This is a genomic window from Yoonia sp. (assembly GCF_030731595.1).
Classification (GTDB): Bacteria; Pseudomonadota; Alphaproteobacteria; order Rhodobacterales; family Rhodobacteraceae; genus Yoonia.
The window spans coordinates 14,938-36,035 of sequence record NZ_JANQTS010000105.1 but is presented as its reverse complement, the minus strand read 5'-3'; the positions used below and the strand labels follow the sequence as shown (position 1 = coordinate 36,035).

The 21,098-nt window shown below is 56.6% G+C and carries 22 protein-coding genes; 11 read left to right on the top strand and 11 right to left on the bottom strand.

Features of this window, described 5'->3' with window-relative positions; translation table 11 throughout:
- Positions 1-287 precede the first annotated feature (287 nt).
- Positions 288-2,627: a DNA topoisomerase IV subunit A gene (locus NWQ23_RS13000; protein ID WP_306166802.1), complete on the bottom strand. Its 2,340-nt coding sequence runs from the start codon at positions 2,625-2,627 to the stop codon at positions 288-290.
- 132 nt (positions 2,628-2,759) lie between these two features.
- Between NWQ23_RS13000 and NWQ23_RS12995 the strand changes: the two genes are divergently transcribed.
- The 6 genes from NWQ23_RS12995 to NWQ23_RS12970 all read left to right on the top strand — a co-directional run bounded on the left by NWQ23_RS12995 (position 2,760) and on the right by NWQ23_RS12970 (position 6,831).
- Complete coding sequence (locus NWQ23_RS12995; protein WP_306166801.1) at positions 2,760-3,266, top strand: SH3 domain-containing protein; 507 nt, start codon at positions 2,760-2,762, stop codon at positions 3,264-3,266.
- Positions 3,267-3,307: 41 nt separating this feature from the next.
- Complete coding sequence (locus NWQ23_RS12990) at positions 3,308-4,135, top strand: SDR family NAD(P)-dependent oxidoreductase (RefSeq protein WP_306166800.1); 828 nt, start codon at positions 3,308-3,310, stop codon at positions 4,133-4,135.
- 62 nt (positions 4,136-4,197) lie between these two features.
- On the top strand, positions 4,198-4,404 hold the full coding sequence (locus tag NWQ23_RS12985) for a twin transmembrane helix small protein (RefSeq protein ID WP_306166799.1): 207 nt from the start codon (positions 4,198-4,200) through the stop codon (positions 4,402-4,404).
- 4 nt (positions 4,405-4,408) lie between these two features.
- Positions 4,409-4,981, top strand: a complete 573-nt coding sequence (locus tag NWQ23_RS12980; protein ID WP_306166798.1) for a cob(I)yrinic acid a,c-diamide adenosyltransferase — start codon at positions 4,409-4,411, stop codon at positions 4,979-4,981.
- Positions 4,982-5,146: 165 nt separating this feature from the next.
- Entirely contained in the window at positions 5,147-5,905 is a 759-nt protein-coding gene (locus tag NWQ23_RS12975) for an electron transfer flavoprotein subunit beta/FixA family protein (RefSeq protein ID WP_306166797.1), read from the top strand.
- Positions 5,905-6,831, top strand: coding sequence for an FAD-binding protein (locus tag NWQ23_RS12970; RefSeq protein WP_306166796.1), 927 nt, complete (start codon positions 5,905-5,907; stop codon positions 6,829-6,831). Before NWQ23_RS12975 ends, NWQ23_RS12970 begins: the two co-directional genes overlap by 1 nt.
- 54 nt (positions 6,832-6,885) lie before the next feature.
- Here NWQ23_RS12970 and NWQ23_RS12965 read toward each other — a convergent pair whose 3' ends face one another.
- On the bottom strand, positions 6,886-7,728 hold the full coding sequence (locus NWQ23_RS12965) for a DUF6473 family protein (RefSeq protein ID WP_306166795.1): 843 nt from the start codon (positions 7,726-7,728) through the stop codon (positions 6,886-6,888).
- A 160-nt stretch (positions 7,729-7,888) separates the two neighbouring features.
- Between NWQ23_RS12965 and NWQ23_RS12960 the strand changes: the two genes are divergently transcribed.
- Positions 7,889-8,764 (top strand): 3-hydroxybutyryl-CoA dehydrogenase, encoded by an 876-nt coding sequence (locus NWQ23_RS12960; RefSeq protein ID WP_306166794.1) that lies wholly within the window; start codon positions 7,889-7,891, stop codon positions 8,762-8,764.
- On the opposite strand, the gene NWQ23_RS12955 is transcribed toward NWQ23_RS12960, so the two are convergent.
- Genes NWQ23_RS12955 through NWQ23_RS12925 form a run of 7 tightly spaced genes read right to left on the bottom strand, consistent with a single transcriptional unit; the run spans position 8,761 to position 14,116 of the window.
- Positions 8,761-9,639 (bottom strand): lysophospholipid acyltransferase family protein, encoded by an 879-nt coding sequence (locus tag NWQ23_RS12955; protein WP_372340129.1) that lies wholly within the window; start codon positions 9,637-9,639, stop codon positions 8,761-8,763. The two genes, NWQ23_RS12960 and NWQ23_RS12955, sit on opposite strands and share 4 nt — an antisense overlap.
- A gap of 30 nt (positions 9,640-9,669) precedes the next feature.
- A complete protein-coding gene (locus NWQ23_RS12950; protein WP_306166793.1) occupies positions 9,670-9,939 on the bottom strand; it encodes an HPr family phosphocarrier protein in 270 nt (89 codons plus the stop codon).
- The gene (locus NWQ23_RS12945) at positions 9,936-10,331 is read right to left on the bottom strand and encodes a PTS sugar transporter subunit IIA (protein ID WP_306166792.1); all 396 of its coding nucleotides are present in this window, start codon (positions 10,329-10,331) and stop codon (positions 9,936-9,938) included. Before NWQ23_RS12945 ends, NWQ23_RS12950 begins: the two co-directional genes overlap by 4 nt.
- Positions 10,328-11,242, bottom strand: a complete 915-nt coding sequence (rapZ, locus tag NWQ23_RS12940; protein ID WP_306166791.1) for an RNase adapter RapZ — start codon at positions 11,240-11,242, stop codon at positions 10,328-10,330. The genes NWQ23_RS12945 and rapZ overlap by 4 nt, the downstream gene beginning before the upstream one ends.
- Positions 11,239-11,664 carry an HPr kinase/phosphorylase gene (locus NWQ23_RS12935; RefSeq protein ID WP_306166790.1) on the bottom strand — a complete coding sequence of 142 codons (426 nt, stop codon included), beginning with the start codon at positions 11,662-11,664 and terminating at the stop codon, positions 11,239-11,241. Before NWQ23_RS12935 ends, rapZ begins: the two co-directional genes overlap by 4 nt.
- Positions 11,665-11,674: 10 nt before the next feature.
- Entirely contained in the window at positions 11,675-13,411 is a 1,737-nt protein-coding gene (locus NWQ23_RS12930) for a sensor histidine kinase (protein WP_306166789.1), read from the bottom strand.
- Between the two features lie 3 nt (positions 13,412-13,414).
- Positions 13,415-14,116: a response regulator transcription factor gene (locus NWQ23_RS12925; protein ID WP_306166788.1), complete on the bottom strand. Its 702-nt coding sequence runs from the start codon at positions 14,114-14,116 to the stop codon at positions 13,415-13,417.
- A 294-nt stretch (positions 14,117-14,410) separates the two neighbouring features.
- On the opposite strand from NWQ23_RS12925, the gene NWQ23_RS12920 reads away from it, so the two are divergent.
- Together NWQ23_RS12920 and NWQ23_RS12915 are read left to right on the top strand one after the other, a co-directional pair.
- Positions 14,411-16,009: a phosphoenolpyruvate carboxykinase gene (locus tag NWQ23_RS12920; RefSeq protein WP_306166787.1), complete on the top strand. Its 1,599-nt coding sequence runs from the start codon at positions 14,411-14,413 to the stop codon at positions 16,007-16,009.
- 127 nt (positions 16,010-16,136) lie between these two features.
- Positions 16,137-16,637 (top strand): DUF3859 domain-containing protein, encoded by a 501-nt coding sequence (locus tag NWQ23_RS12915; RefSeq protein ID WP_306166786.1) that lies wholly within the window; start codon positions 16,137-16,139, stop codon positions 16,635-16,637.
- On the opposite strand, the gene NWQ23_RS12910 is transcribed toward NWQ23_RS12915, so the two are convergent.
- Positions 16,634-17,404 carry a sulfite exporter TauE/SafE family protein gene (locus NWQ23_RS12910; RefSeq protein ID WP_306166785.1) on the bottom strand — a complete coding sequence of 257 codons (771 nt, stop codon included), beginning with the start codon at positions 17,402-17,404 and terminating at the stop codon, positions 16,634-16,636. The two genes, NWQ23_RS12915 and NWQ23_RS12910, sit on opposite strands and share 4 nt — an antisense overlap.
- Before the next feature lie 147 nt (positions 17,405-17,551).
- Between NWQ23_RS12910 and NWQ23_RS12905 the strand changes: the two genes are divergently transcribed.
- Positions 17,552-19,237, top strand: coding sequence for an acyl-CoA dehydrogenase family protein (locus NWQ23_RS12905; protein ID WP_306166784.1), 1,686 nt, complete (start codon positions 17,552-17,554; stop codon positions 19,235-19,237).
- A 58-nt stretch (positions 19,238-19,295) separates the two neighbouring features.
- Positions 19,296-20,324 carry an aldehyde reductase gene (locus NWQ23_RS12900; RefSeq protein ID WP_306166783.1) on the top strand — a complete coding sequence of 343 codons (1,029 nt, stop codon included), beginning with the start codon at positions 19,296-19,298 and terminating at the stop codon, positions 20,322-20,324.
- A 2-nt stretch (positions 20,325-20,326) separates the two neighbouring features.
- Here NWQ23_RS12900 and recO read toward each other — a convergent pair whose 3' ends face one another.
- Entirely contained in the window at positions 20,327-21,055 is a 729-nt protein-coding gene (gene recO, locus NWQ23_RS12895) for a DNA repair protein RecO (protein ID WP_306166782.1), read from the bottom strand.
- Positions 21,056-21,098: the final 43 nt, after the last annotated feature.

Below are 21,098 nucleotides of genomic sequence, written 5' to 3'. Positions count from 1 at the left end.
CAATCGTGCCAATGTTTACGTGCGGCTTGTTACGTTCAAACTTTGCCTTTGCCATTCTTCAGGGCCCTTAATTTCTGAGGGGCCAAAACGGCCCGGTCCAACATCGCGGGCGATGTATTTGGATTTGGGATGGAAATCAAGAGTAATGCACCGGCTTTGACGCCTTTTAACTTTTGGGCCTCCGGCGGGGATATTTGGGCTCCAAAGAAGTCTGATCCCAGACACGCAAGACGGTTGCAAGAAATGTATATCTTGCCGCCATTTCAATGGTTCCAACCCCTAAGACGTCAAAACCGGTTGTTCTTGGGAAAACCATGCGGCGGGCGTTTGCCGACACCGGCGCGCGCGGCTTTCCAGTCAGTCATGTCGGGCTCGGTGCGGGTCTTGCCGCCGCCCATCTGCCATGACAGACCCTCGGCCCAATTGAACGTCGTGATATCGGACAAACCGCCATCAAGCTCCAGCATCCCTTGCCGCCCGGCGGCTTTCTTGTATTTCTGGATGCGGACACCTTTGCCACGGCCCATTTCGGGCAGTTCGCTGACCTCGAACACCAACAGCTTGGCGTTTTCCGAGATCACGGCGACATGATCCCCCGCAATCCTGCGGCAGACCTTGGCCACTGTATCCGTGACATTCAGCACCTGTTTCCCGCTGCGGGTCTGGGCCAAGACCTCTTCTTCAGGCACCACGAAACCGTTGCCCTCGGCCGAAGCGACCAAGAGCTTTTCGCCGGGTTTATGGATCAGGATATCGACGATTTCCGCCTCGTTCGGCAGGTCGATCATCAGGCGCAAGGGTTCGCCCATCCCGCGCCCACCCGGAAGGTTGACGGCAGCGACCGTATAGAATCGCCCGTTGGCCCCAAAGACCAGCAACTTGTCTGTGGTTTCGGCATGGAAGATAAAGCGCGGGCTGTCGCCGTCCTTGAACTTCAACTCGCGGGTCAGGTCGATATGGCCGGTCATGGCGCGGACCCAGCCCATCTGCGAACAAACAACCGTGATCGGCTCACGTTCGATCATCGCCTCGAGCGGCACTTCCACGATTTCACCCGCTTCGCCAAACTGGGTGCGGCGCGCGCCACCTTCGCTGTCGCGGCCAAAGATCTTGCGGGTCTCGCGCAACTGCTCGGCAATCCTGGCCCACTGCAGATCTTCGCTTTCGAGCAAATCCTCGATACCGGCCCGCTCGAGCATCAAGGCGTCACGTTCGGCGATAAGTTCCAGTTCTTCCAAACGGCGCAAGCTGCGCAGGCGCATGTTCAGGATCGCTTCGGCCTGTACTTCTGACAGGGAAATCTCAGGATCTGCGCCCGGAACAATAGGAGAGATATAGTCTTTCTCCGATGTGGCGCGGATATGATCCTTGGCCCAATCCTCTGTCATCAGCGCCTGTTTGGGGTCGTCATCGTAGCGGATGATGTCAATCACGCGGTCCAGATGCACAAAAGCGATGATAAAGCCTTCCAGCACTTCCAACCGGTGGTCGATCTTTTCCAACCGGTATCTACTGCGCCGGACCAGCACATCGCGGCGGTGATCAAGGAAGGCGCGCAGCACCTCCTTTAGCGAACAGACCTTGGGCGTCAGACCGTCGATCAGCACGTTCATGTTCAGGCTGAAGCGTGTTTCAAGATCGGAGTTGCGGAACAACATCCCCATCAAGACCTCGGGGTCAACTGACCGTGCGCGCGGCTCCAGAACCACGCGGATATCCTCGGCGCTTTCGTCGCGCACATCTGCCAAAAGCGGGACTTTCTTGGTTTGAATCACCTCGGCCAGCTTTTCGATCAGCTTGGATTTCTGCACCTGATAGGGGATTTCCGTGACGACAATCTGCCACTGACCGCGGCCCAGATCCTCGACCTCCCATTTTGCGCGCAGACGGAATGATCCACGGCCAGTGCGGTAGGCCTCTGCGATGTTCTCGGCCGGTTCGACAATCGTGCCGCCGGTCGGAAAATCTGGACCGGGGATGTAGTTCAGCAGCGTATCATCGCGGGCATCGGGCGTTTTGATCAGATGAAGGCAGGCATCAATCAACTCGTGCAGGTTATGTGGTGGGATATTCGTGGCCATCCCCACAGCGATCCCGCTTGATCCATTGGCAAGCAGGTTCGGGAAAGTGGCCGGCAAGACTGTCGGCTCGGTCAGGCGCCCATCATAGTTATCACGAAAATCAACCGCATCCTCGGACAGCCCTTCCAGCAGCGCCTCGGCTGCGGCCGTCATCCGGGCCTCAGTATAGCGGGATGCGGCAGGGTTATCGCCGTCAATGTTGCCAAAGTTCCCCTGCCCGTCCACCAGCGGGTAGCGGACGTTAAAGTCTTGGGCCAAACGCGCCATCGCGTCATAGATTGCCGCGTCACCATGGGGGTGGAAATCACCCATCGTGTCGCCGCTGATCTTGGCAGATTTCAGAAAGCCGCCCGTAGGCGACAGGCGCAGCCGCGACATCGCATAAAGAATGCGGCGGTGCACAGGTTTCAACCCGTCACGGGCATCCGGCAAAGCACGGTGCATGATCGTGGACAGCGCATAGGTCAGATACCTGTCGCCAATCGCGCGGCGTAGCGATTCCGTTACATCATTTGGACCAAGGGCACTGTCGATCTCGTCTGTCATGTCGTCTGGTTTAGCGGGCTGAGAATCTGGCGTAAAGCGGCGAATATTCCCCGTTTATTGCCCGCGCATAAATTGTTCAAAAACCCAGCTGCATCGTTCACGATTCTTTTGTTCGTCCGGGGAGACCACCAAATGCCAAAGCTCATCACATTCAGTTGTTTCTTGCTGTTCTGGGTCTTTTACGAATTGTCCGGCGGCAGTGATTTTGCACCCCGCGAGCGTACGGTGGTGTCTCAGGCCCCCTTTGAAAAACCCGCGCCACGAAACAGTGCTTTCTTGCGGCCACCCGCGACACCTACCGTGATGGCCGCCACTTATGTCGAGGTTGAGACGGTATCTTTGGGATCAGCCCGCCCAGCCTTGGTGCCGGCGCCTGATACTGCCACGGTCGAAAGCGTAGAAGATACTCCAACGGCGCAAGAAGCCATCGCCGACCCGGTTCTTGCGTTAAGGGTGATCGCGGCAAGCCGCGTGAATCTGCGCGAAGGACCTGGCACCGAACATTCCGTCCTCGAAACCCTGCCACTCGGGACCCGCGCAGAGGTTATCGCATCCGATGACAATGGTTGGGCGCAAATCCGCCTGACCGAGAGCGGCAAAATCGGCTGGATGGCAGAGCGGCTGCTCTCTGATGGATAAGCTGGCTTGTTTGCAGGCGGCACGCCGTGCAAAGAAAGAACATGACCGAGAAATCCATACTGATCACGGGTGCATCTTCGGGCATCGGGCTTGATGCTGCACGTGGCTTGCGTGCAGCAGGCTGGCGGGTATTCGCCAGTTGCCGCAAAGCCGAGGACTGTGACCGGTTGCGGAGCGAAGGGTTCGAAAGCCCGCGGATCGACTATGCCGATGCCGACACAATCGTGAACGGCCTTGCCGAAACGCTGGAGGCCACAGGCGGCACGCTTGATGCGCTTTACAACAACGGCGCCTACGCCTGTCCCGGTGCGGTCGAGGACTTGCCGGTCGGTGCTTTGCGCGAAATCTTCGAGGTGAACCTCTTTGGCTGGCACGAACTGACGCGGCTGGTGATCCCTGTGATGCGCGCGCAAGGGCATGGGCGGATCATCAATTGCTCTTCGGTGCTGGGCCTTGTCGGATACAAATGGCGTGGGGCATATGTGGCCACGAAATTCGCGCTTGAAGGGCTGACGGATGTGCTGCGCATGGAAATGGCAGGGACGCCGATCAAGGTGATCCTGATCGAACCCGGTCCGGTCACATCGAGAATCCGGGAAAACGCGATCCCGCATTTTGAAACCTGGATCGACTGGAAAAACTCGGCGCGTGCAGCGGAATACAAAAACATCATGTCGCGGCTTTACGAGGACCGTGGGCCGGACAAATTTGAATTACCGCCCAGCGCCGTGACCAAAAAACTGTTGCATGCACTGACATCTCAGCGACCCAAGCCACGATACTACGTCACAACCCCGACCTATCTGATGGGTTTCCTGCGCCGACTTCTCTCAACCCGCCTGCTGGACGCATTGATTCTGCGCGGCTGAGGGTTTCCTTCAGCCGCGGACCTGCTACATCGCGTGAAACGAAGGCGAAGGGATGAAACGACATGGCAGATGAACCGCTTTTCTGGCTGATGGCCGTCGCAGTGCTGGCCGTGCTTGGTATATTGATGCTTGGCATCGGCAGCTTTGGCAAAGGCGGTGAGTTCAACCGCAAGAACGCTAACAAGATCATGCGTTGGCGGATCGGAGCGCAGGCTGTGGCGGTCGCGCTCATCCTTTTGTTTGTCTATCTGCGCGGAAACGGGAGCTGAGGGTATGGTCGTTCTGAACAAAATCTACACCAAAACCGGTGACGACGGCGAAACAGCACTCGGCAACGGAAGCCGTGTGGCAAAGCACTCCATGCGCGTGACCTCCTATGGCACCGTAGACGAAACAAATGCGACAGTTGGTCTGGCGCGCCTGCATGCGGCAGGTGAGATGGATGCCCAACTGGCCATGATCCAGAATGATCTGTTCGATCTGGGTGCAGATCTCTGCCGCCCGGACATGGAAAAAGACGGCGAGGCCGGATATCCAGTGCTGCGCATGTCGGATACGCAAGTTACGCGGCTCGAGGCGCAGATTGATGCGATGACCCAGAAGGTCGAACCGCTGCGCAGCTTTATCCTGCCGGGGGGGTCGCCGCTCGCCGCGCATTTGCACCTGTGCCGGACGGTATCACGGCGAGCAGAGCGGCTGACTGTTGAACTGGCTACGATGGAATCGGTGAACCCTGCTGCGGTCAAATACCTCAATCGGTTGTCGGACTGGTTTTTTCAGGCGTCGCGGATCGCCAATAACGACGGCAAGGACGACGTCTTGTGGGTGCCTGGCGCGAACCGCTAGCGCAGGTGGATTTAAATCAACCTTACAGGGTGAAACTGACGCGCACGTCAAGAACGTGGCGTCCCCAGACCGCACCGCGTCGATTTTGCACTGTTTTCACCTTGCCGCGCAGGTTAACAACGGCCCGAGAAGTCAATTGATCAGATTCTTGGGAGAGAAACGCAAATGAAGGTCCTCGTACCCGTCAAACGCGTGATCGACTACAACGTGAAAGTTCGTGTCAAAGCGGATGGCTCCGGTGTCGATCTTGCAAACGTCAAAATGTCGATGAACCCTTTCGACGAAATCGCTGTTGAAGAGGCGATCCGCCTGCGCGAAGCCGGTAAAGTCGAAGAAGTCATCGCCGTTTCGATTGGCGTGAAGCAAAACCAGGAAACCCTGCGGACAGCCTTGGCGATGGGCGCGGACCGCGCGATCCTCGTTGTCGCGTCCGATGACGTGCACAACGATATTGAACCACTTGCCGTTGCCAAAATCCTTGCCGCCATCGTCAAGGAAGAAGCACCCGGTCTGGTGTTGTGCGGCAAGCAAGCCATCGACAATGATATGAACGCAACCGGCCAAATGGTGTCAGCGCTTTTGGGCTGGTCGCAGGCCACCTTTGCGTCCGACGTGGACGTTGATGGCGATCACGCCACAGTGACCCGCGAAGTCGACGGCGGCCTGCAGACAATCAAAGTGAAAATGCCGACGATCGTCACCGTTGATCTGCGTTTGAACGAGCCCCGCTATGCTTCCTTGCCCAACATCATGAAGGCCAAGAAAAAGCCGCTAGATGAAAAGACGCCAGCCGATTACGGCGTTGATGTCACACCACGACTGACCATCGTCAGCACGACTGAACCCCAGACGCGCAAAGCAGGGATCATCGTTGGTTCCGTGGACGAACTTGTCGAGAAACTCAAAGAAGCGGGGGCTGTATAATGGCTGTTCTACTCCTGGCAGAAGTCGTCAATGGTCAGTTGGCCACGGATGCGGTGGCCAAGGCCCTGACCGCTGTCGCACCTTTGGGCGAGGTGCATGTGTTGGTGGCAGGCCAAGGCGGCGATGCCGCAGCAGCAGAAGCCGCAACGCTTTCTGGCGTGTCCAAGGTGCTTTTTGCAAGCGATCATGGCTATTGCCACACGCTTGCCGAACCGGTTGCAGACCTGATCGTCAGCCTTGCCGGAGCCTATTCCCACATCGCGTCGGCAGGCACGAGTGATGCAAAGAACATCCTGCCAAGGGTCGCGGCCCTTTTGGATGTCATGGTGATCTCGGAAGTGACCGCCGTGATCGATGCCGAAACATTCGAGCGTCCGATCTATGCCGGTAACGCGATCCAGACCGTGAAATCCACCGACCCTGTCAAGGTTATGACCATACGTACCGCAGGCTTTGACGCGGCAGGCATGGGCGGATCTGCCGCTGTTGAAACGATCGGCACGGCTGGCAACGCAGGGCTGTCCGAATGGATCGAAGACAAGGTGGCAGCCTCTGACCGGCCTGAACTGACATCGGCCAGCGTCGTTGTCTCGGGTGGTCGTGGTGTCGGCTCAGAGGCTGACTTTGCCCTGATCGAAAAACTGGCGGATAAGCTGAATGCAGCGGTCGGTGCATCCCGTGCTGCGGTTGACAGTGGCTATGCGCCCAACGACTGGCAGGTTGGTCAGACCGGCAAAGTGGTTGCCCCTGATCTCTATGTCGCAGTGGGTATTTCCGGTGCAATCCAGCACCTTGCCGGGATGAAAGACAGCAAGATCATTGTGGCGATCAACAAGGATGAAGAAGCCCCGATTTTCCAGGTTGCGGATTTCGGTCTTGTTGCAGATTTGTTCGATGCCGTGCCAGAGTTGACGGGCAAAATCTGACTTTTCTTCTTTTGAAATAAGAGGGCCCTGCCGAAACGCGGGGCCCTTTCTCTTTCAGGAATGGAGTTTGCCAAAAATTTTGGGCAAGAGCACGGAACTGCCCTCTTTGTGGCAGGCGACACCCAGCATTTCAGACGCGGCCTTGAGTTGTGACTTTGGAAAGTACATGCCCTTGGTGCCGTAACCGATTGCCGTTTCTGAAGGGTTGGCCACCACCACGTGATCCACATGATCTTTGAGTTCTGCGATCATTGATGCGGTAATAAACAATGGATCAACCTGAAGCTGGCGCTGGTGCTTCGACCAATGATCGTTGCTCAGTCGATCAGCAGAAAACCACAGCAAGATACATGGCTGACCGATCTGTTCGATCATTTTTTTCATCTGCACGATCCATGTCTGCTGCAACTCTTGCACAATTGCTTCGAAACGATTGTGTGACCTGTCGTAGAGCGCACCCAGCATGTGGCGGGTAAAGGTGAACTCTGAGAAATCGACATCATAGTAATAGGTTTGCAGAACCGTCGAGGCCCGCAGAAAGCGGTCGTTGCGTCGGGGATGCACCGAATAGAACCTGTTCGACAGATTATTCGCGCCCATAATCTGGATCACCGTGAGTTTCGCTTTCTTGCAAATGCCGAGGACGGTCGGGTCATTGACATAGGCATCAATCCCTCCGTTGACGCAGCCAAGGTTCACACAAGTGCGGCCTGTGGCTTCTTCCACCAATGTCGGAAATGGCTTCTCGATATACTTTCCAAATGTCTCGGTCCCGCCGATGAAGGCAAGGTAGGGCGAATCCAGCCGCTTCCTTGGCCCGCGGAAAAGCATGCGCGATGTCCCGTAACGGCAAAGCGCATAGGGCAAATCGTCCGTTTCAATTACTTCTTGTTTCATAGGTCCCACCCTTTTGTTCAAATCAACCAAAGGAAGTCTCGATCAAATCGCTTGCCAAATCGCTAATGCGCGCATTCATGAAAACTTTTAACGATCCAAGCGCCTTGATGCCGCCCCCCGCACATGCCTATGGTGCAGCGGAACCGAAAAGGGATCGAAGATGGCAATTGAACAGGTAGGCATCGTAGGCGCAGGCCAGATGGGCAACGGCATTGCCCATGTCTTTGCGCTGGCTGGATACAACGTCTTGATGACAGATGTCAGCGAAGATGCGTTGCAGGCCGCGGTTGCCTTGATTGACCGCAATCTTGAACGGCAGGTTGCCAAAGAGCTGATTACAGCCAGCGACAAAGCCGAAGCCCTTGCACGGATCGGCACCACAAGAACGCTCGCGGAGCTGGGCCAGACCGACCTGATCATCGAAGCGGCGACAGAACGTGAAACCATCAAGACCGCGATTTTCGAAGACCTTGTGCCGCATCTGAAGCCTGAAACGATCCTGACCTCGAACACGTCCTCGATTTCGATCACCCGCCTTGCATCGCGCACGGACCGGCCTGAAAAGTTCATGGGTTTCCACTTTATGAACCCCGTACCAATCATGCAGTTGGTCGAATTGATCCGCGGGATCGCCACGGACGAACCCACGTTCAACGCATGCCACGGCGTCGTCGAGCGTTTAGGCAAGACCTCGGCCACAGCCGAGGATTTCCCCGCCTTTATCGTCAACCGCATTCTGATGCCGATGATCAATGAGGCGATCTATACGCTTTACGAAGGTGTGGGCTCGGTCAAATCCATCGATACTTCGCTTAAGCTTGGGGCAAACCACCCGATGGGGCCGCTGGAACTGGCCGACTTTATCGGGCTGGATACCTGCCTTGCCATCATGAACGTGCTGCACGACGGGTTGGCGGATACCAAGTACCGGCCCTGCCCGCTTTTGACCAAATACGTCGAGGCTGGCTGGCTTGGCAGAAAAACGCAGCGCGGGTTCTATGACTACCGCGGCGAAACGCCTGTGCCGACCCGCTAGCCCTTCAAGCTAAGGGTCGCTTCGCGCATCCATGCCATGCAGGCGCGCGGGTCTTTGAGTTTTTCCTGAACCTCGGCATCATCAAACGGCTTTCCGACAATCGGCCTTTGGGGTTTGCCACAGGCATTGACGATTTCGTGGATCAAAAGGCTCTGGCGGAGGGTCGGAGAGATCTGGTTGGCGATCTGGTACCAGCGCGAATTGGAACCGGGAAAGTACAACGGCACAACGCGCGCACCAGACAAGCGGATCATCTTTGCCGTGAAAAGGTTCCATTCCCGCTCGACAGCAGGGCCAAACATGGAATCAGACGAAGCCACAACACCCGATGGAAAGATTGCGATCAGCCCATCGTTGTTCAGATGCGCCATCGCCTTTTTGCGCATTTCGACCATCTTTGCCTGTGCATCTTCCTCGTGGGGAAACGGGACTGGGATAAGGAATTTGCCCGCGTCCTCGTCAATATCAGTAAGGAATGCGCGGGTGAGAATGCGATAGTCCGTGCGCACACGCCCGATCAGATCGGCCATGATCATACCATCGACCATGCCGTGCGGGTGATTGGCGACGATGACGACCGGGCCTTTCTTGGGGATGCGGTCAAGCTGCGATTGCGGCGTGATCAGATCGATGCCCATGACATCCAAGGCACCCCGCCAAAAGGCCTGACCGTGAAATTTGCCCTTCTTCTCGAACTGGCGGATCATGCGGATGATGTGGATTTTGCCGGAAAACCATTCGATGGTCTTGATGATGTGGCGCTTGATCGGGCTGTCGAAGGTGTTGGAATAGGTCAGGCTGCCCCGGTCATAGACGCGGGGAGCAGCTTCGCCGACAACAGGTGACACGGCGGTTTTCTGGGTCGTTTCGGTCAATTTTCTTGTCCTACCCGATCCGAATTAACGTCAGTCGCCTTCACCAAATTTGTCAGCGACGAGATTCGCAATTGCGGCCGCCAACTCCTCCGCCTGCGGGCCACGTGTTTCCACGTCAATAAAGGTTCCGATGGAAGCTGCCAACATCAAAAGGCCCATGATGCTATCTCCACTCGTACTCTCGCCGTCTTTACTCACCCTTGCATCCGCATCAAAGCTTTCCACAACCTCGACCAATTTGGCCGAGGCACGGGCGTGCAGACCTTTGATGTTTTCGATTTTCAAACGCATCTGGGTCATTGGGGCTGCCCACCATTATGGCTGTTTATGTATTTATGCGCGGCAGCAATCGCAGCTTCGACAGCATCAGGAACGCTTGCGCTGCGCGACTTCGCCAGTTTGATCAGCATCGGCAGGTTCGCCCCATAAAGGATCTTGCGGTTCTCCGGGCTACAGGCACGCAATGACAGGTTCGTCGGTGACCCTCCGAACATATCGGTCACAATCACCACACCGTCGCCGGTATCGACCTGATCGGCAGCATCACAGATTTCGTCCTGCTTGGCGGCACGGTCATCGTCAGGCGCGATGGCGATACTCACCATGCCGGGTTGCGGGCCGACAACATGTTCGACGGCGGCAAGATATTCCTGCGCCAATCCACCATGTGCCACAATGACAATCCCGATCACTCTGCATGTCCTTTACCTGCCTGCGCGTCGCGCCGCTCCAGCTCGCGGTGTCGTTTAGACACATGCCAGCCATCTAGCGCAAGGGCCTGTGACATCAGTTCTGTCATTGCGACAGACCGGTGTTGCCCGCCGGTACATCCAAAGCCGATGGAAAGATGTGTTTTCCCCTCATCTCGATGTGCGGGCAACACCAGATCGATCAGCCCCTTTACCTGATCAAAGAACGCTCTGAACCTTGGATCAGCGGCAACATAGGTCGCGACCGCCTCATCGCGCCCATCCAGCTTGCGCAGGGTTTCGTCCCAATGGGGGTTCCGCAGAAAACGACAGTCCATCACAATATCCATGCCGCGAGGCAGGCCACGTTTGTAAGAGAAAGAATGCAACGTCACGCCAAGCTTGGCACCGTCGCCTGTGCCAAACCACCTTGCGATCTCGGCCCGAAGGTCGTGGGGTGAAAGCCCCGTTGTATCGACCAAGACATCAGCCCGTGCGCGGATTGGAACCAGCAGGTCCTTTTCAGCCGCAATGCCCGTAGAGGGGGGGCCGGCCGGTGCCAAAGGGTGCCGTCTGCGGGTTTCGGAGTAGCGGCGCACGAGTTCTTCTTCGGACGCATCAAGATAAAGCACCTGCGCAGTCACCTGCGGCTTCCCGACAAGCCGGTCAATCGTCTCGATCAACGCGTTGGTGCTAAAGTCGCGGTTGCGCACATCCACACCAAGCGCCAGCGGACGACCAGGTGGCGGTCCATCCAACAATCGGGGCAGCAATGACAGGGGAAGATTGTCGATCACCTCGTAACCAAGGTCTTCAAGCGCATTGATCGCTGTGGACCGCCCTGCACCCGAAGGGCCGGTCACCAAGACAATCATCGGTACTGAATTGGCAGTGTCCTGCGCCCGTTCAGTCATCTATCGCTCCAGCCGCCCTTGAGAATTTGCAGAATTGATGCTGCAAAGTGTGGGCTTTCGACGCGGTAGATCAAGGGCAGATCACATCCCAAGAGCGTGATTGTCCTTGGTTGTGGTAGGCGTGCCGTCTCTGACTTGTCGAGGTCGACAACCAGCGCGACCTTTGCCTGTGGCACATGGGCTGCATTAAGAATACCGACGCCACGCGCTTCGATCAAACCCGATATCGTTGCTGGACACTGCGCGATCACGCTACCTTCAGCCACCGAAAGGCGCACACGATCATCTGCAACAAGCGTGCAGCCGAAACCCATTAGCGTAAGGCCTAATGCGGATTTTCCGGACCCCGACGCGCCCGTGACCATAACCCCGAGACCATCCCAGGCAACACAGGTTGCATGCAGGGATTGGGTGCCTGTCATTTAGGTTCGCTTAGAGAGGCAAGCCAACCACAAAACGCGCACCAAGCGGCTCGGAGGTCGGATCAGCATCTGTAGGACGGATATTCTCGGCCCAGATCACGCCCCCGTGGGCTTCGACGATCTGCTTGGAAATGGCGAGGCCAAGGCCGGAGTTGTTACCAAACTGCCCCTCTGGGCGTTCGGAATAGAAGCGTTGGAAGACTTTTGTCAGCGCATCGTCAGGAATACCCGGACCAGTATCTTCAACGACGATCAAAACACGATTCTGACGTGTCCGTGCCCAGACCCGGATCGCGTCACCTTTTTCGCAGAAAGACACAGCATTCGTAATCAGGTTGACGAAAACTTGGGCCATCCGCCCTTCGAGCCCCTGCACCATGATCGGATTCGGCGGCATATCGGACACAAAGTCCACGCCGCGCAATTTCGCATCCTTGCCAAGAAACTCTGCGATGTTGCCAAGCATCTTGACCAGATCAAAGGTTTCTTCTTCTTCCTTCACCAACTCGCTGTCCAAACGCGATGCATTCGAAATATCGCTGACCAGACGGTCAAGTCGCTTCACATCATGTTCGATCACTTCGAGCAGGCGTGCGCGCTGATCATCGCGTTTGGCAACACGCATCGTGCCCACCGCGGAACGCAGCGAAGCCAGCGGATTCTTGATCTCATGTGCCACATCCGCAGCAAACTGTTCATTGCCCTCGATACGTTCGTAAAGGGCGGCGACCATGCCGCGCAAAGCGCCTGACAAACGGCCGATTTCATCGGGACGTCCGGTCAGATCAGGGATCCGCACCCTGACGGGAGACATTTTCCGCGCGTTCTTTTCCTGACTGGCTTCCGCGGCTGTCGCCAATTGTGCCAACGGATTTGCAATTGTCGATGCAAGAACAAGACTCAAGCCAATGCTGACAAAGATTCCGACAAAGAACAGGCGCAGGAACTGTTCACGTTCACGCCGGACAAGATTGTCCACCTCACCTGCAGCGGTTGTGACTGCAATCACGCCGACGGCGACATTGTTGCGCATGATAGGTGTCGTCACAACAAAGCTTGTCCCGCCCCCGAGTTCTGAAACTTGAAGCTGCGTGCCGTTCGCCATCGCCTGGCGTACATTCTCTTGCGTCAGCTGAACAAGGGCCTGTTCTTCGGTCAAGTTCTCTTCGCCAAACGATCCAAGACTGACCAAACTCTCCCAGACAGAGACCAGAAGATCCAAGACAAACGTGCCTCCGGTTTGTGCTTCCAGTTCTGCGATCTGGGACAAATTCAAACTACCGGTGGCGCGCGCGACCAATGTTGTGTCAGGGGCGAAAACCGAAACCTCGACGCCACCGCGCAGGTTCATACCCGCAAGGGTCGCCGTCGGGTTTATCCCGTCGGCTGTCACAAGATTGATCGGTGCCAGCGTCGGAAGTTGTGCCTCGAAAACATCGGCAATCAACTGTGCCTCGTTCACCAATCCATTTGCACGCTGAAAGGCAAGGCTGTCGCGTGATGGGCTGAGGTACAGCACGCCGGAAATCATCAACATCAGCGCGATCAGATTGAAGGTGATGATCTTGCGGGCAATAGGAGATTTGCGCAGGGCGAAAAGGCGGCTCCCTGGCACTTCATCGGTCGTAAGATCATCGGCGACAAGATTCGGATCAACCCAGTCATCGCCCAAAACAAGATCGGGCTCGCGTGCAGCGGCGCGCACCGACTTAAGATCGCGTACGTCGATTTTAGGCGCGGCGGTCATGCCTTACTCTTCGTTGTAGCGGTACCCGATACCATAAAGGGTCTCGATCGCTGAAAACTCGCTATCTGTGTTCCGCATCTTTTTGCGCAGCCGCTTGATGTGGCTGTCGATCGTGCGATCGTCCACGTAAACTTGGTCATCATAGGCCACGTCCATCAGCTGATCGCGGCTTTTGACAAAGCCGGGTCGCTGGGCAAGCGCCTGCAACAACAAGAATTCGGTCACCGTAAGGGATACGTCTCTCCCCTTCCACTTCACCGCATGACGCAGCGGGTCCATTACCAATTCACCGCGAACCATAACCTTGGTCTCTTCGGTCTCTTCAATCTCTTCGCCTGCAATCGCATCTTGGCGGCGCAACAAGGCGCGAATCCGTTCGACAAGTAAACGCTGGGAAAATGGCTTTTTTACGTAATCGTCAGCGCCCATCCGCAGACCCAGCACCTCATCGATCTCATCGTCTTTGGACGTCAAGAAAATAACGGGCATCGAGGTCTTTTGACGTAACCTCTGCAAGAGGTCCATCCCGTCCATCCGTGGCATTTTGATGTCCAAAACAGCCATATCCGGCATGCGTTTGTTGAACGCTTCCAAGGCCGACTGACCGTCGTTGTAAGTCTCCACCTCAAAGCCCTCTGCCTCCAAGGTCATTGCGACTGACGTAAGAATGTTCCTGTCGTCATCGACAAGTGCAATTCTGGACATTGGATTGCCCCCTCAATTATTTTTGCGCTCTGCTAAGCATTTCAGAGACTTTTCATCTTTTTGTCTAGACGAATCAACACTTAACTCAAAGCCCGCCATAGATTTGCCTTAATTGCTTCAAATTTGCCAGATTTCCACCTTACACCCGCGCTTCGGCACACTCAGAATCAGAATGATTGCGCTAACATGAATTTGGTTGCGCTAACGATACACGTAGAGGGTATCGGCCCTTGAAAACTTGGTGTTATGGAGGATTGTTGTCGGCCATTCCGGCCATTCAAAAGGAGTAAACCCATGGACCAAGGTACGGTCAACCCATCGATGAGACTTGAAGATCAAGGCATCACAGGGCTGGGTTACGTGTATTACAACCGTTCCGAGGCCGAACTGCAGGAGGCTGCTGTCGCGGCTGGCGAAGGGGTGACGGGCAAGGGTGGGGCTTTGCTTGTTACAACGGGCAAGCACACAGGCCGGTCTCCGAAGGACAAGTTCGTCGTAAAGACGCCTGCGGTGGTCGATACGATCTGGTGGGAAAACAACCCGCCGATGGACCCTGCAAACTTTGATGTGCTTTATGCCGACATGCTGGAACATATGAAAGGCGGCACCTATAACGTGCAGGACCTTTACGGTGGCGCAGACCCGGCACACCGTCTTGATGTCCGTTTGGTGACAGAACTCGCATGGCACGCGCTTTTCATCCGCCACATGCTGCGCCGCCCAGCGGCGTCGGAACTGGCAACATTCGTGCCAGATTTTACCGTCATCAATTGCCCGACATTCAAAGCCGACCCTGCGAAACACGGCTGCCGGTCAGAGACCGTGATTGCGCTGAACTTTGAGAAGAAGCTTATTTTGATCGGCGGGTCCGAATATGCGGGCGAGAACAAGAAATCTGTCTTTACGCTGCTCAACTATCTCTTGCCGGAAAAAGGCATCATGCCGATGCATTGTTCGGCCAACCACGCGCCGGGCAATCCGGTTGATACGGCCGTATTCTTTGGACTGTCCGGGACGGGGAAAACAACACTCTCTGCCGATCCGACCCGTGTCTTGATAGGGGACGATGAGCATGGCTGGTCAGAGCGGGGAACCTTCAACTTTGAAGGAGGCTGCTATGCCAAGACAATCGGTCTTGATCCAGAGGCAGAACCAGAGATCTACGCGACTTGTTCCATGCCGCACACGGTCATCGAAAACATGGTCTACGATCCGGAAACCTTCGAGCTTGATTTTAACGATGACAGTCTGACGGCAAACATGCGCTGCGCATATCCGTTGAACTACATCTCGAATGCGTCCGAGAGCGCGTTGGGCGGGCATCCCAAGAATATCATCATGTTGACCTGCGATGCCTTCGGCGTACTGCCTCCGATCGCGCGGCTGACACCAGCGCAGGCGATGTACCACTTCCTGTCTGGTTTCACCTCCAAAGTGGCTGGCACCGAACGGGGCGTGACCGAACCGGAACCCACATTCAGCACCTGCTTTGGTGCGCCGTTCATGCCGCGCCGCCCCGAGGTTTACGGCAACCTCCTGCGCAGCAAGATCGCAAGCCACGGCGCGACCTGCTGGCTGGTGAATACCGGCTGGACCGGCGGGGCCTATGGGACAGGGTCACGGATGCCGATCAAGGCGACCAGAGCACTTTTGTCAGCGGCGCTTGACGGTACACTGATCGAAAGCACGTTCCGCAAGGACCCGCATTTTGGTTTTGAAGTGCCCGTCTCGGTGGAGGGGGTCGATGACGGCTTGTTGAACCCGCGCGATACTTGGCCGGACAAGGCGGCCTATGATGCGCAGGCGGAAAAGCTGGTGGCGATGTTCAGCGACAACTTTGAGAAGTATGTGCCTTATATTGACGATGACGTTAAGGCCGCTGCAATCGGGTGATATGAAAGGTAAGGTGGATTGAAATCCACCTTACTGACCCCCGCTTCTACATAGGATCGACAATTGTCATTTGATGCCTATATCTCGAGGCATGAAAGCATTTGTTGTTTCACTTTCCCTTTTCTGCATGACGACCACAGTCGCCGTGGCTGACGTCGTCACATCTTCGGTCATCAACTCGGTGCAGGCCGGTATCCTCTGCGCTCCCGATCCCATCGGCTCTGTCCCCGCGCCGAACACAGTGGCGGGCACAACCCACATTATCGAAGCCGAACCGGAATTTGTCGCGACCATCACAACAGTCCCCGCAAGCCTCGGCGTCGGCTTTGGGGTTAAGGCACAAGCGCGCGCCGTTGATGGCATCTCTGAAGTGACGATGGTCGTCACCCATCCACCGATGGGCCCTGATGCGGTCACGCTGCAAAGCTTTCAAACAAGGATCAACGGCGACAATCCTTCCCTGACCTTTTACCAGTTCGATTACGTCTATGAATTGGTTATCGGCACATGGGTCTTCACCGCCATGTCGGGGGATGAAGCGCTCTTTTCTGCGTCATTTGAGGTTGTTGATCCGCGCAGGGTGCCAGAGCTTGCTGGCCTATGTGGCTACTTGGACCTGCTGTCCTAGCCCATCACACCACGGCGGATCAGATTGACCCCCGCAATCACCAGCACCAGAAGCGTGGCACGCCGAAACCGTTCCTGATCAAACCGATCGCCCAACCAAAAGCCCAGCCACATCCCCACCATCGCCGGCAGAACCAAGAATGCGGATAGCCCCCAAGTGTCAGCATTCAGAATACCTGACTTCAAATGCCCCAAGAGCAGCATGATGGACCCCAGCCCGAAAATGACGCCCTGCACAGCCATCTGCCTGTCGCGGGGTGTATTGAGCGCAAGAAGATAAAGGACGGTCGGCGGCCCCCATGTGCCTGCCAAACCACCCAATGTGCCGGCAAGTCCGCCGGCGGTCCATTCAAAGGGCCTGCGCCAGCGCGGCATGATCTGTGGGCGCCATCCAATCAACTGAATGACACTCAGACCAATCACAGGAATACCCAGCACGATAAACATCGTGTCCGAGGGTATGCTGCGGACAAATTGCGCTGACACCAGAATCATCACGCAAACCACGAGAATATAGCGCCAATGCTCTTTCGCAGCGACACCCGCAGGACCAAACCCTGCCCGCGCAACCTGCAATGCATTGCTGAACACGATTGGGAAAACGATGGCTGCAATGACCAGTTCGGGTTCAATCAAGATCCCCATGCCGGAAATCATGACCAACGGCATAGCAAACCCCACGGCACCTTTGACAAAGCCTGCCAGCAGCGTCACAGCAAAGGCAAAGACAAGGACTTCTAGGGGCATGATGTTCAAAAATTCGGGCATAATCTCTCTTACGACATTGCACAGGACATACCAGATCGAAATTTACCGCGACACTTTTGTGCGCAAATGGATATCTGAACGAATATTTATTGCGCTGCAGGTGCAAAGGGATTATCTCTGCGCCTGCAAATTGAACGGAGTCGCAAAATGCCGCATGATGGTCAGGATATGACGTTGAAACAATCACCTGTACTGGCCGATCTGCTGGCCCTCACGGCTGCTGCCCTTCCTGCTGTCGATGATGTCTTGATGCGCGCCAAGTCTGCCGTCCGCGCCGTCGTCGAAGACGGTGGCCGCGTGTCTGGGAAATTGATCGAAGAAAACCAGACAGCGGCTCACGGCCTTGCCTGGCTCGCGACCTACGCGCAGTCATTGACTCAGATGCAAAACTGGGCCGCCCGTTTGGACGCGGACGGACGGTTTGGCGAAGTGGAACAACTGATCCACCAGATCGCCTTTGGTGAATACCTCTGGCAGATCTATGGCGGCATCCCGATGAGCCAGGGCGAAATCCTGCGCTTGCAGGACATCGGTCTGACCCAGGACGACATGCGCGCCTTGATGCAGCCCGCCGTCATGACCCTGACCCAAACGGGTAACACCCAAGCCGCCCGCATGCGCCTTGTCACACTGATGCAGGAACAGTCCGCCAATATCACTGTCGGCGCCTCTGGTCTTGATGACGAACTCGAGATGATCCGCGAACAATTCCGCCGCTTCAGTATCGAGCGGGTCGAGCCGCATGCCCATGACTGGCATCTCAAGGACGAACTCATCCCGATCGAAATCATCGAAGAGATGGCCGAACTCGGTGTCTTCGGCCTGACCATCCCCGAAGAATACGGCGGCTTTGGCCTGTCCAAAGCATCGATGTGCGTGGTCTCCGAAGAACTCTCGCGCGGCTATATCGGTGTCGGCTCGCTTGGCACAAGGTCCGAGATTGCCGCCGAACTGATCCTCTGCGGTGGCACAGAGGCGCAAAAACAGCACTGGCTGCCCGGCATCGCCTCAGCCGAGATTCTGCCCACGGCTGTGTTCACCGAACCCAACACAGGGTCCGACCTTGGTAGTTTGCGCACACGCGCGGTCAGGAAAGGCGATGACTGGGAGGTTACAGGCAACAAAACATGGATCACCCACGCCAGCCGTACCCATGTCATGACCTTGCTCGCCCGCACCGAACCGGACACAACCGACTATCGCGGCCTGTCCATGTTCCTTGCCGAAAAGACCCCCGGTGATGATGCAAACCCCTTCCCTACCCCCGGTATGACCGGTGGCGAGATCGAAGTGCTTGGGTATCGCGGGATGAAGGAATACGAGCTGGCCTTTGACGGCTTTGCGGTCAAGGGCGAGAACCTGTTGGGCGGCGAAACCGGGAAAGGTTTCAAACAGCTGATGCAGACCTTCGAAAGTGCCCGCATCCAGACAGCCGCCCGCGCCGTCGGAGTGGCCCAATCGGCGCTGGATGTTGGCATGCAATATGCCCAAGACCGCAAGCAATTCGGGCAATCGCTGATCAACTTCCCCCGTGTGGGGGGCAAACTGGCAATGATGGCCGTTGAGATCATGATTGCACGGCAACTGACCTATTTCAGCGCCCATGAAAAAGACAACGACCGCCGCTGCGACCTTGAGGCCGGAATGGCCAAGCTACTGGGTGCGCGCATCGCTTGGGCCTGCGCCGACAATGCGCTGCAAATCCACGGCGGGAACGGCTTTGCGCTGGAATACAAGGTCAGCCGCATTCTTTGCGATGCGCGCATCCTGAATATCTTTGAAGGTGCGGCCGAAATTCAGGCACAGGTCATCGCGCGGCGACTGTTGGATTAAGTTGCCTTCAGTGCGCGCTCTGCTACATCCCTAAGAAGATCAAAGCAGGGGCCGACCGGTGACCACAACAGTACTTCTGACCGGTGCGACCGGCTATATTGGCAAGCATATCGCGCTCCAACTGCTTGAGGCAGGCTATCAGGTGCGCGGCACCGTCCGAAACCTGGCACGCAGCGATGAGGTCATACAGGCCGTACGCCCTCACTTGAGCGATCCAAGCGATCTTGAGAGCAGACTGACTTTCACTGAACTTGACTTGACCGCAGACGCGGGCTGGGACGCGGCAATGGTAGGCATTGATGTCGTGATGCACACCGCATCCCCTTTCCCGCTCGCACAGCCCAAGAAGGAAGACGATCTCATCCGCCCGGCGGTCGATGGCGCATTGCGGGCGTTGCGCGCGGCACACAACGCGGGCATCAACCGCGTCGTTCTGACATCTTCAACAGCCGCCATCAGTGGCTCGGCTCTGCCTGCAGGTGATCGTTCCTTTGACGAGACGAACTGGACCGATCCAACCGACCCTGAAACAACGGCCTATGTTCGCTCCAAAACATTGGCGGAACGTGCCGCTTGGGATTTCGTGCGTGACCATGCACCACAGATGAACCTGACCGCGATCAATCCGGGCTTTGTGCTTGGTGCGCCGCTTGATGCCAATTTCGGCACGTCCATTGCCGTGATCAAAAGACTGCTGCGCGGCAAAGATCCGATGCTGCCGGATATCGGATTTGCCACGGTCGATGTGCAGGACGTGGCGGATATGCACGTTGCCGTGATTGATGCACCGCAGACCTTTGGTCAGAGGATCATGACCGTAGACAAGTTCATGACATTCACAGACATAGCGCAATCCATCAAGGCCGCTTACCCCAACCGCAAGGTTGTCACCCGTGTGGCGCCGGATGTCATGATACGTTTTCTTGGGCTCTTTGACCCCACCATCAAATCAATCATTCCAAGCCTCGGGCGCGTTGACCGGATCGACAATACCCGCGCCCGTCAAACGCTGGGGCGCGGTATGCGGCAGGCCCACAAGGCTGCCGTGTCATCTGCAGCTTATCTGATCGATCACAAGCTGGTCTAAGGTTACGCAAGACGCGCAATAGCCTCGATAAGGCGGGCGCGCGCTTTTGGCATCGGGCGTTCGCCCAGACTTTTGATCAGACGGTTTTCGACAAAGTAGCCGGTCGTCCCAAGCGCTGTCACAATCTCTGCGTTCGAGGCTTCACCTTTGCCCGCCAAAACCGGAGGAAGTGGCAACATGCGGTCCACCCATTCACCGGCTGCCTCTCGGCTGACCGCGCGCCCGGATTTGGGCGAGACAAACGCAAGGTCTTCGTTCACGCCGCGCACCGCACAGGCCGACAAATCCAGCCCGAACCCCATCTCTTCCAACAAGGCCTGTTCCCAGCGCAGATAGGCCAAGGGCCAGACATCGGACTGGCCCAGAAGATCAAGAAGCGCAATCGTCCGGTCGTAAAGCGGGATATGCGCCTCGCGCTCTGGCAGGACCATGGCAAGCAGACTGCAAACGGCGTTCAACCCAGCCAGCGCCAATCTGTCCCCCATTGCAACAGCCGCGCGACTGCGGATCGGTTCGACCGTGAAACTGCCCAAATGGCTTTCAAGCCGTGCTTTCCATGTCACCGACAGCTGCGCACCGGGCTGCAAGATAGGCGCCACTTTGCGACTGGTCCCGCCGCGGACAACGCCTGCATGACGGCCATGTGCCGCGCTGAACACCTCAATGATCACGGACGTTTCGCCAAACGGGCGGGTCGCCAGCAAGGCTGCCTCGTCGCGCCATTCAATCATGGGAAGGGGTCCACTTCATCTGTGCATAACAGACCGGGTTGTA

Coding starts and splice junctions, on each gene's coding strand:
- NWQ23_RS12925 (WP_306166788.1), bottom strand. CDS start 14,116: ATGTCCAGAATTGCACTTGTCGATGACGACAGGAACATTCTTACGTCA.
- recO (WP_306166782.1), bottom strand. CDS start 21,055: ATGATTGAATGGCGCGACGAGGCAGCCTTGCTGGCGACCCGCCCGTTT.
- NWQ23_RS12920 (WP_306166787.1), top strand. CDS start 14,411: ATGGACCAAGGTACGGTCAACCCATCGATGAGACTTGAAGATCAAGGC.
- NWQ23_RS12990 (WP_306166800.1), top strand. CDS start 3,308: ATGACCGAGAAATCCATACTGATCACGGGTGCATCTTCGGGCATCGGG.
- NWQ23_RS12970 (WP_306166796.1), top strand. CDS start 5,905: ATGGCTGTTCTACTCCTGGCAGAAGTCGTCAATGGTCAGTTGGCCACG.
- NWQ23_RS12915 (WP_306166786.1), top strand. CDS start 16,137: ATGACGACCACAGTCGCCGTGGCTGACGTCGTCACATCTTCGGTCATC.
- NWQ23_RS12965 (WP_306166795.1), bottom strand. CDS start 7,728: ATGAAACAAGAAGTAATTGAAACGGACGATTTGCCCTATGCGCTTTGC.
- NWQ23_RS12995 (WP_306166801.1), top strand. CDS start 2,760: ATGCCAAAGCTCATCACATTCAGTTGTTTCTTGCTGTTCTGGGTCTTT.
- NWQ23_RS12905 (WP_306166784.1), top strand. CDS start 17,552: ATGCCGCATGATGGTCAGGATATGACGTTGAAACAATCACCTGTACTG.
- NWQ23_RS12930 (WP_306166789.1), bottom strand. CDS start 13,411: ATGACCGCCGCGCCTAAAATCGACGTACGCGATCTTAAGTCGGTGCGC.
- NWQ23_RS12980 (WP_306166798.1), top strand. CDS start 4,409: ATGGTCGTTCTGAACAAAATCTACACCAAAACCGGTGACGACGGCGAA.
- NWQ23_RS12975 (WP_306166797.1), top strand. CDS start 5,147: ATGAAGGTCCTCGTACCCGTCAAACGCGTGATCGACTACAACGTGAAA.
- rapZ (WP_306166791.1), bottom strand. CDS start 11,242: ATGACTGAACGGGCGCAGGACACTGCCAATTCAGTACCGATGATTGTC.
- NWQ23_RS13000 (WP_306166802.1), bottom strand. CDS start 2,627: ATGACAGACGAGATCGACAGTGCCCTTGGTCCAAATGATGTAACGGAA.
- NWQ23_RS12950 (WP_306166793.1), bottom strand. CDS start 9,939: ATGACCCAGATGCGTTTGAAAATCGAAAACATCAAAGGTCTGCACGCC.
- NWQ23_RS12985 (WP_306166799.1), top strand. CDS start 4,198: ATGGCAGATGAACCGCTTTTCTGGCTGATGGCCGTCGCAGTGCTGGCC.
- NWQ23_RS12910 (WP_306166785.1), bottom strand. CDS start 17,404: ATGCCCGAATTTTTGAACATCATGCCCCTAGAAGTCCTTGTCTTTGCC.
- NWQ23_RS12935 (WP_306166790.1), bottom strand. CDS start 11,664: ATGACAGGCACCCAATCCCTGCATGCAACCTGTGTTGCCTGGGATGGT.
- NWQ23_RS12960 (WP_306166794.1), top strand. CDS start 7,889: ATGGCAATTGAACAGGTAGGCATCGTAGGCGCAGGCCAGATGGGCAAC.